The 12,750-nt window shown below is 74.2% G+C and carries 13 protein-coding genes, 1 other RNA gene and 1 pseudogene; 8 read left to right on the top strand and 7 right to left on the bottom strand.

Annotation, left to right across the window (positions count from 1 at the left end; genetic code table 11):
* From AAT21_RS02950 to AAT21_RS37325, 3 genes are all read left to right on the top strand, one after another.
* The coding region (locus AAT21_RS02950; protein WP_235438656.1) for a FecCD family ABC transporter permease at window positions 1-1,243 on the top strand (1,243 nt) is incomplete at its 5' end.
* Window positions 1,244-1,332: 89 nt separating this feature from the next.
* Window positions 1,333-2,256, top strand: a complete 924-nt coding sequence (locus AAT21_RS02945; RefSeq protein WP_046775561.1) for a heme ABC transporter ATP-binding protein — start codon at window positions 1,333-1,335, stop codon at window positions 2,254-2,256.
* Window positions 2,257-2,408: 152 nt separating this feature from the next.
* Window positions 2,409-2,564 carry a hypothetical protein gene (locus tag AAT21_RS37325; protein WP_157879612.1) on the top strand — a complete coding sequence of 52 codons (156 nt, stop codon included), beginning with the start codon at window positions 2,409-2,411 and terminating at the stop codon, window positions 2,562-2,564.
* A 4-nt stretch (window positions 2,565-2,568) separates the two neighbouring features.
* On the opposite strand, the gene AAT21_RS02940 is transcribed toward AAT21_RS37325, so the two are convergent.
* The 3 genes from AAT21_RS02940 to AAT21_RS02930 form a co-directional block, all read right to left on the bottom strand.
* Window positions 2,569-3,144 carry a GNAT family N-acetyltransferase gene (locus AAT21_RS02940; RefSeq protein WP_235438655.1) on the bottom strand — a complete coding sequence of 192 codons (576 nt, stop codon included), beginning with the start codon at window positions 3,142-3,144 and terminating at the stop codon, window positions 2,569-2,571.
* Window positions 3,141-3,476 carry a PhzF family phenazine biosynthesis protein gene (locus tag AAT21_RS39960; protein WP_046775095.1) on the bottom strand — a complete coding sequence of 112 codons (336 nt, stop codon included), beginning with the start codon at window positions 3,474-3,476 and terminating at the stop codon, window positions 3,141-3,143. Before AAT21_RS39960 ends, AAT21_RS02940 begins: the two co-directional genes overlap by 4 nt.
* A gap of 71 nt (window positions 3,477-3,547) precedes the next feature.
* Window positions 3,548-4,309, bottom strand: a complete 762-nt coding sequence (locus tag AAT21_RS02930; protein ID WP_046775094.1) for an SDR family oxidoreductase — start codon at window positions 4,307-4,309, stop codon at window positions 3,548-3,550.
* Between the two features lie 109 nt (window positions 4,310-4,418).
* Here AAT21_RS02930 and AAT21_RS02925 point away from each other — a divergent pair, with 109 nt between their 5' ends.
* Together AAT21_RS02925 and AAT21_RS02920 are read left to right on the top strand one after the other, a co-directional pair.
* Window positions 4,419-5,738, top strand: coding sequence for a Bcr/CflA family multidrug efflux MFS transporter (locus AAT21_RS02925; RefSeq protein ID WP_079025400.1), 1,320 nt, complete (start codon window positions 4,419-4,421; stop codon window positions 5,736-5,738).
* Window positions 5,739-5,830: 92 nt separating this feature from the next.
* The coding region (locus tag AAT21_RS02920; protein ID WP_235438654.1) for a small ribosomal subunit Rsm22 family protein at window positions 5,831-6,841 on the top strand (1,011 nt) is incomplete at its 5' end.
* Between the two features lie 46 nt (window positions 6,842-6,887).
* Here the strand turns inward: AAT21_RS02920 and ddaH are convergent.
* Window positions 6,888-7,715, bottom strand: a pseudogene (gene ddaH, locus AAT21_RS02915) (dimethylargininase); the annotation flags it as partial.
* A 132-nt stretch (window positions 7,716-7,847) separates the two neighbouring features.
* On the opposite strand from ddaH, the gene AAT21_RS02910 reads away from it, so the two are divergent.
* On the top strand, window positions 7,848-8,459 hold the full coding sequence (locus AAT21_RS02910; protein WP_046775092.1) for a TetR/AcrR family transcriptional regulator: 612 nt from the start codon (window positions 7,848-7,850) through the stop codon (window positions 8,457-8,459).
* 170 nt (window positions 8,460-8,629) lie between these two features.
* On the top strand, window positions 8,630-9,379 hold the full coding sequence (locus AAT21_RS02905; protein ID WP_046775091.1) for a bifunctional DNA primase/polymerase: 750 nt from the start codon (window positions 8,630-8,632) through the stop codon (window positions 9,377-9,379).
* 77 nt (window positions 9,380-9,456) lie between these two features.
* Here the strand turns inward: AAT21_RS02905 and yaaA are convergent, their stop codons facing one another.
* The 3 genes from yaaA to AAT21_RS02890 form a co-directional block, all read right to left on the bottom strand.
* A complete protein-coding gene (yaaA, locus tag AAT21_RS02900) occupies window positions 9,457-10,260 on the bottom strand; it encodes a peroxide stress protein YaaA (RefSeq protein ID WP_046775090.1) in 804 nt (267 codons plus the stop codon).
* A 238-nt stretch (window positions 10,261-10,498) separates the two neighbouring features.
* The gene (locus AAT21_RS02895; protein ID WP_046775089.1) at window positions 10,499-11,347 is read right to left on the bottom strand and encodes a hypothetical protein; all 849 of its coding nucleotides are present in this window, start codon (window positions 11,345-11,347) and stop codon (window positions 10,499-10,501) included.
* Window positions 11,344-12,078: a MerR family transcriptional regulator gene (locus tag AAT21_RS02890; protein WP_046775088.1), complete on the bottom strand. Its 735-nt coding sequence runs from the start codon at window positions 12,076-12,078 to the stop codon at window positions 11,344-11,346. The genes AAT21_RS02895 and AAT21_RS02890 overlap by 4 nt, the downstream gene beginning before the upstream one ends.
* A gap of 78 nt (window positions 12,079-12,156) precedes the next feature.
* Here AAT21_RS02890 and rnpB point away from each other — a divergent pair.
* Window positions 12,157-12,558: RNase P RNA component class A (gene rnpB / locus AAT21_RS34335), an RNA gene on the top strand.
* The last annotated feature ends 192 nt before the right edge of the window (window positions 12,559-12,750 follow it).

Genomic DNA, 12,750 nt, shown 5'->3' with positions numbered 1-12,750 from the left:
CACCACTGCCACACATTCCGGCCCCGAGAACCGTTCGGCGCCCGAGGAGACGCCCCGGCGCGCGCCCGGCCCCACCGAAGCCACACCCGCCCCGGCCGAAGCCACCCCGCCCCCCACCGAAGCCACACCCGCCCCGGCCAAGGCCAAGGCCGCGCCCGCCGCCGCCGCCGCGGAACAGGCCAAGCACGCCAAGCCCGCCGCAGGCGAACGCCGCACAGGCCGCCGAGCCCTCCTCCTCGCCCTCGCCCTCCTCGCCGCCCTGCTCCTCCTCGCCCTGCTCTCCGCCGGCACCGGCGCCTACCGCATCCCCACCGCGGACGTCCTCGCCTCCGCCCAGCACCGCCTGGGCCTCGGCGGGGCGCCGCTCGACCGGGTCGGCGAGAGCGTGCTGTGGAACGTACGCCTCCCCCGCGTCGTGCTCGCGCTCCTCGTCGGCGCCTCCCTCGGCTGCGCGGGCGCGCTCATGCAGGGCGTCTTCGGCAACCCGCTCGCCGAGCCCGGCGTCATCGGCATCTCGGCGGGCGCCGCCGTCGGCGCGGTCGCCGCCATCGGCCTCGGCCTCAGCTTCCTCGGCAACTGGACCATCACCGCCTGTGCGTTCGTCGCGGGCCTCGTCACCGTCAGCGCCGTCTACCTCCTCTCCCGCAACGGCGGGAAGACCGAGGTCGTCACGCTCATCCTCACCGGCATCGCGGTCAACGCCTTCGCCGGCGCCCTCATCGGCCTGTTCGTCTTCTTCGCGGACAGCGGCCAGGTCAACCAGATCACCTTCTGGCAGCTGGGCTCCCTCGCCCAGGCCACCTGGCCCAAGGTGCTGGCGGTCCTCCCCTGCGCCGTCGCCGGGCTGCTCGTCGCCCCCTTCTACGCCCGCCGGCTCGACCTGCTCTCGCTCGGCGAGCGGCCCGCCCGCCACCTCGGCGTCGACGTCGAACGGCTGCGCCTCGCACTCATCCTGGTCGTCGCGCTGCTGACCGCGGCCGCCGTGGCCGTCGCCGGCGTCATCACCTTCGTCGGCCTGCTCGTCCCGCACCTGCTGCGCATGGCCAACGGCCCCGGGCACCGCTTCCTGGTCCCCGGCAGCGCCCTGGCCGGCGCCGTGGTCCTGGTCGCGGGCGACCTCGCCGCCCGGACTCTCGCCCAGCCCGCCGAACTCCCCCTCGGCGTGCTCACCGCCCTGATCGGCAGCCCGTTCTTCTTCTGGCTGCTGCGTCGCACCCGCCGCAAGCAAGGAGGCTGGGCGTGACCCGCACGACCGCCGCCACCACACGCACGACCACACGCACCACCACCCTCACCAGGCCCCCCACCCCCACCAGAACACCCACCGGCCCCCTGACCCGCCTCTTCACCCGCGGCCGCCGCACCGTCCCGTCCCGCCCCGCCCCCGGCGCGGCGCTCGCCGAGGCCGTGGACCTGCACGTCCGGCTCGGGCAGCACGAGGTCCTCGCCGGCATCCGGCTGACCGCCCGGGCCGGCGAGGTGCTGGCTCTGGTCGGCCCGAACGGCGCGGGCAAGTCCACCCTCCTCGGCGCCCTCGCCGCCGACCTGCCCGCCACCTCCGGTGAAGTCCGGGTAGACGGCCGCCCGGTGGGCGACTGGAGCGCCCCGGACCTCGCCCTCCGCCGCTCCGTCCTCCCCCAGTCGGCCGCACTGTCCTTCCCCTTCCCGGTGGAGGACGTCGTCCGGATGGGCCGCGCACCCTGGGCCGGCACCCCCTTCGCCGATGCGGACGAGGAGGCCGTCGCCACCGCGATGGCCGCCGCCGAGGTCACCGCATTCGCCGCACGCCCGTTCTCCGCGCTCTCCGGCGGCGAACGGGCCCGGGTCGCACTGGCCCGCGTACTGGCCCAGCGGGCCCCGCTGTTGCTGCTCGACGAGCCCACCGCCGCCCTCGATCTGCGCCACCAGGAGCTCGTCCTGCGCATCTGCCGGGAGCGGGCCGCGGCAGGGGACGCGGTGGTCGTCGTCCTGCACGACCTGGGACTGGCCGCCGCCTACGCGGACCGGGCCGCCGTCCTGCACGGCGGACGGATCGCCGCCGACGGCCCGCCCGCCGAGGTGTTCGAGGACGCCCTCCTCAGCCGCGTGTACCGGCAGCCCGTCGAGGTGCTCCCGCACCCGCGCACCGGAGCCCCGCTGGTAGTCCCGGTACGCACCCCGGACGGGGCCCCGAACCACGCTCCGAACCACGCTCCGAACCACACCTCGGCCCACACCTCGGACGGCCCCGGAATTCCCGACGTCACGCCCATTTGACCCCGGCTTGACCGGTCCATGGGCCGGTCATGGAGGGTCCATGACGGCCTCTTGCCCCAGGGCCGGAACGTGAGATCCGAATCACTGCACGAGGGGGTATGCGTGAACTAAGGCTCAGTTAAGTTAGGTCCGCCTCACCGGCCTCTCCCCTCTTGGGACGGCCCTCGTCCGACGCCCAGGAACAACTCACGGTGTGGGCGCTGTACCTGGTCCCGGTGCTGGTGCTGTTCTTCGCCGAGCGCGGCGGCCGTCCGGCGGGGGCGGGCCCGGAGGTGTCGGATGCCCCGCAGCCCGCCCCCACCGCCTGACGGTTCACCAGAGCCGGTCGATGCTCCCGGGGTGCAGCGGGACGCGCACGCCGGTGAACGCCTCGCGGTCCCGGGCCGGGGCGCCGGTGAAGAAGGCCGCCATCACGGCCTTGTCGAATCCGGGTGCGTCGGTGGCCAGCGGGTCCTCGGGGGTGCCGCCCACGAGGACCGTGCCGGGCAGCGGTGCGAAGCCGGCCGCCTCGTAGAACGCGGCGAGGGGCCGGTCGCAGCTGAACAGCGCCAGGTCCACGGCCGGGTCCGCCGCCAGTTCCGCCCGGGCGGCAACCACCAGCCGCCCCCCGAGGCCCTGTCCGCGCATCGCGGTCCGCGTGACGACGGAGCTCAGGCCGGCGGCGCGGTACGTGCGCCCGCCGAGCCGGATCTCCTTGCGAAGCAGGGACAGGGCGGCGGCGACCGTCCCCTCCCCGTCGACGAGGAGGAGGGTGCGCGGCGCGAGCGCCGGGTCGTGTCCCGGGGTGGAGCCGGGCCAGGCCTGTGCCTCCAGGGCGGCGACCTGGACGGCCAGCCGAGGCGGCACATGTGCCTCGGCGAAGCCGACCACCCGCAGATCCGCGCTCACTTGCGCGCTCCACCGCTGCCGGGGCTCCGACCCGGACCCCGCTCCTCGGTCGCCGGAGGGGCTGAATGCACGCTCACGCGATGCTGACCGCCGTGCCGCCGACGCGTACGCGGGTGTCGCCAGAGGTCGAGGCCGGCCTGCGGCCGGTCGAGCGCGGCGAGCGCCTCGGGCGGGGCGGTGAGGAAGGCCGTCTCGCCGGAGTCCAGTCCGGCGGCGATCTCCGGCGGCGCGTCCTGGTCCGGCCCGGAGGCGTCGAGCACGACCCCGGCGGGGTTGCCGCCGTCCGGGTCGCCGGAGAACGCGGTGCAGCGCAGTACCTCGGTATCGGTCATGCGGTCATGATCCTTGCCGCCGCGTCGTGGCAACGGGGCCGGGGGGCGGCTCAGCCCGGCCGGGGGGCGGCTCAGCCCCGGCCGATGTACGGCATGGAGGTGGCCATCACCGTCGCGAACTGCACGTTCGCCTCCAGCGGGAGTTCGGCCATGTGCAGGACCGTGCGGGCCACGTCGGCGGCGTCCATGACCGGTTCGACGGCCAGCTGCCCGTTGGCCTGCAGGATGCCGGTCTGCATCCGCTCGGTCATCTCGGTGGCCGCGTTGCCGATGTCGATCTGCCCGCAGGCGATCCTGTGCTGCCGCCCGTCCAGCGACAGGGACTTCGTCAGGCCGGTCATGGCGTGCTTGGTCGCGGTGTAGGCGATCGAGTTCGGGCGGGGCACGTGAGCGGAGATGGAGCCGTTGTTGATGATGCGGCCGCCCTGCGGGTCCTGCCCCTTCATCTGCCGGAAGGCGGCCTGTGCGCACAGGAAGGCGCCGGTGAGGTTGACGTCGACGACCGAGCGCCAGGCCTCGTAGGTGATGTCCTCCAGCGGGACGCCGCCGGGCCCGAAGATGCCCGCGTTGTTGAAGAGCAGGTCGAGGCGTCCGTAGCGGGCGCGCACCGACTCGAACAGCCGAGTCACGTCGGCCGGGTCGCTGACGTCGGCCGGCACGCACAGCACGTCGGCGCCGGGCCCGGCCGCGGCGGCGGTGTCCTCCAGCGGTTCGGCCCGGCGACCCGCCAGGGCCACGGACCAGCCGGCGGCGGCCAGGGTCAGGGCCACGGAGCGGCCGATTCCGGAGCCGGCGCCGGTCACCACGGCGATCTTCTTCGTACGTTCGTCCATGGGGCCGCAGGCTACGTCACGGCAGGCTCCGGGCCCCGGACGTTCCGATTGCTGAGAACATGGGTCGGTCAGGGGTGCATATGAGCAGATGAGCAGACTGGAGTCCCGTATGCCGGAGAGAGGCCCCGCGACGGCCGCCTCGCACGACTCGTCGCCCGAATCGCCCTCCGCCCCCGCCGCCACCGCGTCCCTGACGCGCGCACGCCGCACGAGCCTGCTCGTCACCTTCATACTCGGCGGGCTGACCGCCCTCCCCCCGCTCTCCATGGACATGTACCTGCCGGCCCTGCCGCAGGTCACCGGCGCCCTGAACAGCTCCGCCGCGACGATCCAGCTGACCCTCACCGCCTGCCTCGCCGGCATGGCCCTCGGCCAGCTCGTCATCGGCCCGATGAGTGACAGGTGGGGCCGCCGCCGGCCGCTGCTCGTCGGCATGGCCGTCTACGTCCTGGCCACCGCGATCTGCGCCCTCGCCCCGACCGCCGAGCTGCTGATCTCCTTCCGGCTGCTCCAGGGACTGGCCGGGGCCGCCGGAGTCGTCATCGCGCGCGCCGTCGTGCGCGACCTGTACGACGGCCACGAGATGGCCCGCTTCTTCTCGACCCTGATGCTCATCTCCGGGGCCGCCCCGATCGTCGCGCCGCTCATCGGCGGCCAGGTGCTGCGCTTCGCCGACTGGCGGGGCGTCTTCGTGGTCCTCACCGGCGTCGGCGCGGTCCTCACCCTGATGGTCTGGCGCGGCCTCGGCGAGACCCTGCCGCCCGAGCGGCGGCACACCGGCGGCGTCGGCTCCGCGCTGCGGACCATGCGCGGCCTGCTCGGCGACCGGGTCTTCACCGGCTACACCCTGACCGGCGGCTTCGCCTTCGCCGCGCTCTTCGCCTACATCTCCGCCTCCCCCTTCGTGGTGCAGGAGATCTACGGGGCCTCACCCCAGACCTTCTCCCTGCTCTTCGGCCTGAACTCGGTCGGCCTGATCCTCGTCGGCCAGATCAACGGCAAGCTGCTGGTCGGCCGGGTCAGCCTGGACAAGGTGCTGGCCGTCGGGCTCGCCGTCGTCACCGCCTCCACGGTGTCGTTGCTGCTGATGACGACGGGGGTCTTCGGCGAGGTCGGGCTGGTCCCCGTCGCCACCGCGCTGTTCGTCCTGATGTCGGCGATGGGCATCGTGCTGCCGAACACCAACGCGCAGGCGCTGATGCGGACCCCGCACGCGGCCGGATCGGCCTCCGCGCTGCTCGGCACCTCCTCGTTCCTGGTCGGGGCGATCGCCTCGCCCCTGGTCGGCATCGCGGGCGAGGACACGGCGGTGCCGATGGCCCTGGTGCAGCTGGTGTGCGCGGTGCTCTCGGCGGGCTGCTTCCTGGCCCTGTGCCGGCCCTGGCAGAAGCGGGGCGATCCGGCGGTCCCCGCAACGGCCGGGAACTGAGCCGCGAGGCCCCGCCCGCCGAGCCCGGCGGGCGGGGCCGGCGGGCAGGGCCAGGCCCGGCTCACCGTAAACTCGGCAGGGGAACGCCTCCNGCCCCCACCCCCGCCGAGACCCTCCGCAGCACGCTCGGCGCTCTGCTCGACGGACTCCCGCCCCGGCAGGCCTCGGCCGCCGTCGAGCGGCTCATCGCCAACTACCGGGGGCGGACCCCCACCGACGCGCCCGTCCTGCGCGACCGCTCGGACGTCGCGGCGTACGCGGCCTACCGCATGCCCGCCACCTTCGAGGCCGTACGGTCCGCCCTGGACGCCCTGGCAGAGGCTGCGCCCGGCTGGGCGCCCGCCTCGCACGTGGACGTGGGCGGCGGCACCGGCGCGGCGACCTGGGCGGTGGACGCCACCTGGGACGGCCCGCGGCGGACCACGGTGCTGGACTGGGCCGAGCCCGCGCTGGCCCTCGGCCGGGAACTCGCGGCGGCCTCCGGCTCCGAGGCGCTGCGCGGCGCCGAGTGGCGGCGGGCCGTCATCGGCTCGGGGATGACCGTCCCGGACGCCGACCTGGTGACGGTGTCGTACGTCCTGGGCGAGCTGACCGAGCAGGCGCGCGCGGCCGTCGTCGCCGAGGCGGCGCGGGCCGGGCAGGCGGTGGTGCTGATCGAGCCGGGCACGCCTGAGGGGTACCTGCGCATCCGTGAGGCCCGTGACCAGCTGATCGCGGCCGGACTGCGGGTCGCCGCCCCGTGCCCGCACGACGGGACCTGTCCCGTCGAGGTCGGCAAGGACTGGTGCCACTTCTCGGCGCGGGTCAGCCGCTCCTCCCTGCACCGGCAGGTCAAGGGCGGCTCGCTCCCCTACGAGGACGAGAAGTTCAGCTACGTCGCCGCCACCCGCTTCCCGGTGGAGCCGGCCGCCTCCCGGATCACGCGCAAGCCGCAGATCCGGAAGGGGCTCGTCCTGCTGGAGCTGTGCGGCCCCGAGAAGGGTGACGGGGCGGGCCTGACCCGGGTCAACGTGACCAAGCGCCACGGCGGCCTCTACAAGGCCGCGCGGGACGTCGACTGGGGCCAGGCCTGGCCGCCGCCCTCCGAGGACTCCGAGGGCTAGGGGGTGTCCGGCGGATCAGGGCCGGGGCCGAGGGGTCCCGCCGGGTCTACGGGCGCAGCTCCTGGGTGCAGCACTTCACGCTGCCGCCGCCCTTGAGCAGCTCCCCGAGGTCCATCGGGACCGGTTCGAACCCCCGCTCGCGCAGCGGGCCGAACAGTCCGGTGGCCGCCTGCGGCAGCAGCACGTGCCGGCCGTCGGACACCGCGTTGAGGCCGAGGGCGGCCGCGTCCCGGCCGTCGGCGATCAGCGCGTCGGGGAAGAGCCGCCTGAGCACGCCCCGGCTGCCGGGCGAGAAGGCGTCGGGGTAGTACATGACCTCGTCGCCGTCCAGGACGCTGAGCGCGGTGTCCAGGTGGTAGTAGCGCGGGTCCACCAGGTCGAGCCCGATGACGGGGCGGCCGAAGAACTCCTGGGCCTCGTCGTGCGAGAGCGGGCTGGATCGGAAGCCCTGGCCGGCGAGGATGAAGCTCGCCGTGACGGCGAAGTCGCCCTCGCCCTCGTTGACGTGCGAGGGCTCGTGGATCTCCCGGTAGCCGTGTTCGCGGAACCATTCCAGGTGCCGTGCGGCCTCGGCGGCGCGTTCGGGGTGGGCGAAGCGGGCCCCGAAAACCCGGCCGTCGACCACCAGGGCGCCGTTCGCCGCGAACACCATGTCGGGCAGCCCGGGGTCCGGTGCGAGCGTCTCGACGGTGTGGCCCAGGGACAGGTACCGGTCCCTGAGGTCTTCCCACTGTGCCTGGGCCAGGGGCAGGTCCACCGGTTTCGTGGGATCCATCCACGGATTGATGGAGTACGTGACCTTGAAGTGTGCGGGTGGGCACATCAGGTAGCGCCGGGGTGTGGCGTCTCTGCGCAAAGAAGGCTCCTCACGACTTTCACGACTCGGGACGAGTCCTGGAGTGAATCGTCTCTCCTGGACGTGGCCGACGCAGTGGACCGATGGGGTGGTTTACCAAAACGATGGCAGAAGAGAAGACGAGACGTCTCGCTTTGGTATTTTCGGGGCATGACGAAGACCCCTGACGCCACACGCCGCAGCGACCGCTCCCGGCGCGCCATCCTCGACGCCGCGCTCGCCCTGGTCGGCGAGGTCGGCTACAACAAGCTGACCATCGAGGCCATCGCGGCCCGCGCGGGCGTCGGCAAGCAGACCATCTACCGCTGGTGGCCCTCGAAGGCCGCCGTCCTCCTCGAAGCCTCCCTCGCCCTGGCCGGGGACGCCGGGACGGACTCCGGGTGGACCGGCTTCCCCGACACCGGAGACCTCGCCGCCGACCTGAAGAACGTACTGCGGGCGACGGTCGACGAGTTCAACGACGAGAAGTACGAGGCCCCCACCCGCGCCCTGACCGCGGCCGGCGCCACCGACCCCGAGCTCGGCGCCCAGTTCACCGAGCAACTGCTGGAGCCGCAGCTCGCCCTGTACGAGGCCCGGTTGCGCACCGCCCGCGAGGCCGGGCAGCTCGCGCCCGACACGGACCTGCGGCTGACCGTCGAGATGCTGCTCGGCCCGCTGACCTACCGATGGCTGCTGCGCACCGCGCCCCTGACGCACGCCTTCACCGACGCGCTGGTGGACCGGGTACTCGGCGGGGTGGCAAACGTCACCGCACGCTAGCCGCCGGACAACCTGCGTTCACCCGGGAATGTTTGCCCCGATTCTGTGGATATGGAGGGGTTGATGCTTACCCATCCCCGGCCCCCCGGTCATCCGGAGCGGTCACCCGGGGCGCAGGATGGTGGGACCATGTGAAGGTCTGCCGGGGCAACGGTGAGGTGAGGGGATAGATGGGGTCTGAGTCCGGCCGCGTCAAACGCGGCGAGCAGAGCAGGATTTCCCAGTGGCTGCGCCGGCGGCAGAAGCCCACCGCCGAGGACCCCGCACGAGAGCGCGAGGCGCTCCTCCTGGCCGTCGCCTCCGCCGGTCTGCCGCTCGCCCCCGCCGCCCATCCCGTCGGCTATCGATGTTCGTGCGACCGCATCGGCTGTCCGACCCCCGCACGACATCCCGTCTCCTTCGCCTGGCAGACCCAGTCGACCACCGACCGCGCGCAGATCGAGCGGTGGGCGCGCAATCAGCCCCAGGCCAACTTCATCACCGCGACCGGCATGGTCCACGACGTGCTCGACGTCCCGCTGGAAGCCGGCGCCGCCGCCCTCGCGCGGCTCCTGGAGGCCGGCATCAAGGTCGGCCCCGTCGCCGAATCGGGCGGCACCGGCGACCAGGCCCGGATGCTCTTCTTCACCGCCACCCGCGGCACCCCCGAGGACGAGGACGAGTGGTGGCCGTGCGCGCTGGACTGCCACCCCGAGACCATGGACGAGCACCCGGGCCTGCGCTGGCACTGCCGCGGCAGCTACGTCCTGGTCCCGCCGGCGGCCCTCCCCGGTGACCAGGCGGTGACCTGGATCCGCGGCATGGAGCACCCCCTCCCGGACCCGCTCACCCTGCTGGAGACCCTGACGGACGCCTGCGCCGCGTACGCGGACGACGCCGACCGCGCCCCGGCGACCGTGGCCTGGCCGCTCGGCCGCTGAACCGGCGTGCCGGGGCGGCGCCCCCGGCCGCGGCCCGTCGGTGGCGCGGGCCCGTGGCGCGCGCCGGTGACGGCGCGTCAGTGGTGGATCTGCGTCACGATGACATCGAGGGACCAGGCCCGGCCCGCCTTCGCGGGCACTTCCGCCTCGACGACGTAACCGAGGTCCCGCAGGGCCGTCACCAGCTCCGCCGGCGAACCGGGCACGGCCCCGGCCACCAGCAGGTCCCGCACGAGCCGGCCCTTCGTCGCCTTGTTGAAGTGGCTCACCACGGACCGCTTCTCCACGCCGTCGACCATCTGCGCGTGCAGCACCCGCACGGTTGCGGTCCGGCTCGCGACCTCCCCCTTCGGCTTCCACGCCGTCGCGTACGCCGCCGAACGAAGGTCCAGTACCAGCCCGTCCCCGGCGGCCGCGGGCAGCACCTCGGCCATCGGGGCGCGCCAGTACGCACCGAGCGCGCCGAGCCCCGGGAGCTTGACGCCCATCGAGCAGCGGTACGAGGGGATGCGGTCGGTGACACGCACCGCGCCCCACAGCCCCGAGAAGACGAGCAGCGCGCCCTCGGCGGTCCTGCGTGCCGTCTCGGGCAGGCCGGCCAGGCCCAGCGCGTCGTAGAGCACGCCGGTGTAGATCTCCCCCGCCGGGCGGGCCGCCGCCGAGCGCAGCTGCGCGTTCTTCGCGACCTCGCCGCGCAGGCCCTCGCTCAGGCCGAGCACCTCACGGGCCTTCAGCTCGTCGCCTGTGCACAGGTCGACCAGCTCCTCCAGCACCGCCGCGCGGGCCTGCGCCAGGCCGGGCAGCGACAGCTCCTGCGGCTCCAGCGGTGCGCCGGAGCCGTCGGCGGCCTTTCCCTCGGAGGGCGGCAGCAGCACGAGCACGGTGGTTCTCCTTCAGGACGACATGTCGCAGGGGATGCGGCCCCCCGGCCAGGGTAGACGCCCGCCCGGACCACCCCCGCCCACCACCACCGCTGGGCCCTGTCGTCAAAGTCCCGCCTGGCCCGCGGCGCCCGGCACCGCACCTCGCCGCGTTGTCGGGGCGCCCAAGTACGTCCAGTACTCGGGCGCCCCTCCGCCTTGCGAGGCACGGCACCGGACACCGCGGGCCTGACCGGCGCTACTTTGACGACAGAACCCAGGCCGGTTGGCGCAGGGCCGCGACCAGGGTGTGGGGGTCGTCGGCGTGGAAGCGGATCGTGCGGGCCGTCGCGCGGGCACCGAGGGGGCGGGTGAAGCCGAGCGGGCGGTTCAGCTCCAGGGTCACCGTGGTCTGGCTGCCGACGACGAGGTCGAGCACGCCCTCCTCGGAGAGCGTGACCAGCCGTCCCTCGGGATAGCGGCGCTCCACCCGTACCGAGGCCACCGCGTCCGGCGGGACGGCCAGGTCGAAGAGGGCTCCGTAGCGGATCCGCAGCGACCCGTCCGCGCCGACCACGTGCGGCCGGGTGACGCAGGCGGCGTGCAGGGCGAGCATCAGCACGACCCCGTACACGTCCAGCACGAGTACCACCCGGTGGACCGCCGGCCAGGGGATGAGGAGGGCGAGCGCGACGGTCTCGACGACCGACACGAAGACCAGCCCGTACATCATGGCCGTCTGCGGTCCGGTGTACCCGGCGGCGAGGTCACCGGGGCGCACCCCGTGCTTCCTGCGCAGGACCCACCGGCCGAGCGAGGCGCCGGCCAGCAGCTCGTGCCGCAGCAGCCGCCGGACCTGCACGGGGACCACGGCCCGGGCCGCCGTCCGCAGGGCCGCCCCGGGCTCCTCGCCGGCCGCCCGGGCGGCGGTGTACAGCCCGCGCAGCACCCACACCTCCAGCAGCAGCGCCCCGGCCACCACGGCCTCGGCGGCGGCCAGGGCCGGCGCGGGCAGCCGTACCCCGGCCGCCGCGCACAGCACGAGCGCCACCTCCGCGGGCAGGACCGCGGAGGTGGCCACCCGCGCCGCCCGTACTCCGCGCGTCATCCCCGCCCCCGCTCGATGAAGGCTTCCATGACCCGGCGGACGACCTCCGCCTGGGCGGGCGCGTACTCGGCGAGCAGCGCCTCCTTGAACCCGGCCACGACCGTCCCGTCGCGGGGGATCGCGGCGAACACCTCGTCGGGGACGGCCGCCACCAGCTCCGCCGCCAGGCCCGGGATCCGCGGGTCGTCCACGGGAGCTTCGGCGAGTTCGTCCAGCCGCTCGTACAGGGCGAGCACCGCGGGGTCGGCGGCCACCGTCCCGAGGGCGGTGTAGATCCCCTGGCCGTCCGCGCCCGGCACGTCGAGGAGCGTGAGGTGTTCGCGGTCCTTGGCGGCGGTCGGGGAGGTCGTCCGCGGCGCCCTCGCCAGCAGCTCGGCGAGGGCAGGCGAGAGGGGCTCGCCCGCCCCCGGCCCGGCAGCGAGGAGCACCGCGAGCCGTCGCCGCCGCTCCTTGATCTCGGCCTCCTGCCGGGCGAGGTCGGCGTCGAGCTCATCCAGTACGTCCGCCAGGTCCCGCCCGGCGTCGTCGGCGAGGACGTCGCGCACCTCGTCGAGGCTGAGCCCGAGCTCGGTGAGCCGGCGTACGCGGGCCAGCAGGACGGCGTCGCGGACGCTGTAGGCCCGGTATCCGTTGGGGCGCCGCTCCGGCTCCGGGAGCAACCCGACATGGTGGTAGTGCCGGATCGCCCGGGTGGTGACCCCGACGACCGCGGCGATCTCGCCGATTCGCATGCCCTCCAGTAGAAACCCTGCCGTTGCGGCAAGGTCAAGCGGCGACGGCACAGCCGGTAGCATGGTCGCCACGGCAGACGAGTCGGCCGGGCGGCCGCGTCGGGATCCTCGGATCCCGCCGAGGAACGTCCGGGCTCCACAGGGCAGGGTGGTGGGTAACGCCCACCCGGGGTGACCCGCGGGACAGTGCCACAGAAAACAGACCGCCGGGGGCTTCGGCCCTCGGTAAGGGTGAAACGGTGGTGTAAGAGACCACCAGCGCCTGGGGTGACCCAGGCGGCTAGGTAAACCCCACCTGGAGCAAGGTCAAGAGGATCCGTCCCCGGACGGGTCTGCGCGAACGCTTGAGGGCTGCCCGCCCGAGTTCGCGGGTAGACCGCACGAGGCCGGCGGCAACGCCGGTCCTAGATGGATGGCCGTCTCCCCGGCGACCGCGAGGTCGCCGGGTGACAGAACCCGGCGTACAGGCCGGCTCGTCTGCCGCCACCACTCCCGTTCGGGGTCGCGGTGTGGCTCCCGCCGCTCGGCTCCCGCCGCTCGGCTCCCGCCGGGGTGGCCATCGTTCCTGCTGGGCGGTGGTGCAAGGGTGTGGGGCGGTGCCCCGCCGGAGTGTCTCCTCGGCTCGGCGCGTGCGGGTTTGCCGTGCCGAGACGGCCCAGGTCGCGCGCTCGT

This window comes from Streptomyces yangpuensis, assembly GCF_001005295.1.
GTDB classification, from domain to species: domain Bacteria; phylum Actinomycetota; class Actinomycetes; order Streptomycetales; family Streptomycetaceae; genus Streptomyces; species Streptomyces yangpuensis.
This window is presented reverse-complemented; position numbering and strand designations above follow the sequence as displayed.

What these genes read in the sequence shown, in the direction of transcription:
- AAT21_RS02925 (WP_079025400.1), top strand. Translation starts at nt 4,419, where the DNA reads ATGCCGGAGAGAGGCCCCGCGACGGCCGCCTCGCACGACTCGTCGCCC.
- AAT21_RS02910 (WP_046775092.1), top strand. Translation starts at nt 7,848, where the DNA reads ATGACGAAGACCCCTGACGCCACACGCCGCAGCGACCGCTCCCGGCGC.
- AAT21_RS39960 (WP_046775095.1), bottom strand. Translation starts at nt 3,476, where the DNA reads ATGACCGATACCGAGGTACTGCGCTGCACCGCGTTCTCCGGCGACCCG.
- AAT21_RS02895 (WP_046775089.1), bottom strand. Translation starts at nt 11,347, where the DNA reads ATGACGCGCGGAGTACGGGCGGCGCGGGTGGCCACCTCCGCGGTCCTG.
- AAT21_RS02930 (WP_046775094.1), bottom strand. Translation starts at nt 4,309, where the DNA reads ATGGACGAACGTACGAAGAAGATCGCCGTGGTGACCGGCGCCGGCTCC.
- AAT21_RS02890 (WP_046775088.1), bottom strand. Translation starts at nt 12,078, where the DNA reads ATGCGAATCGGCGAGATCGCCGCGGTCGTCGGGGTCACCACCCGGGCG.
- AAT21_RS02905 (WP_046775091.1), top strand. Translation starts at nt 8,630, where the DNA reads ATGGGGTCTGAGTCCGGCCGCGTCAAACGCGGCGAGCAGAGCAGGATT.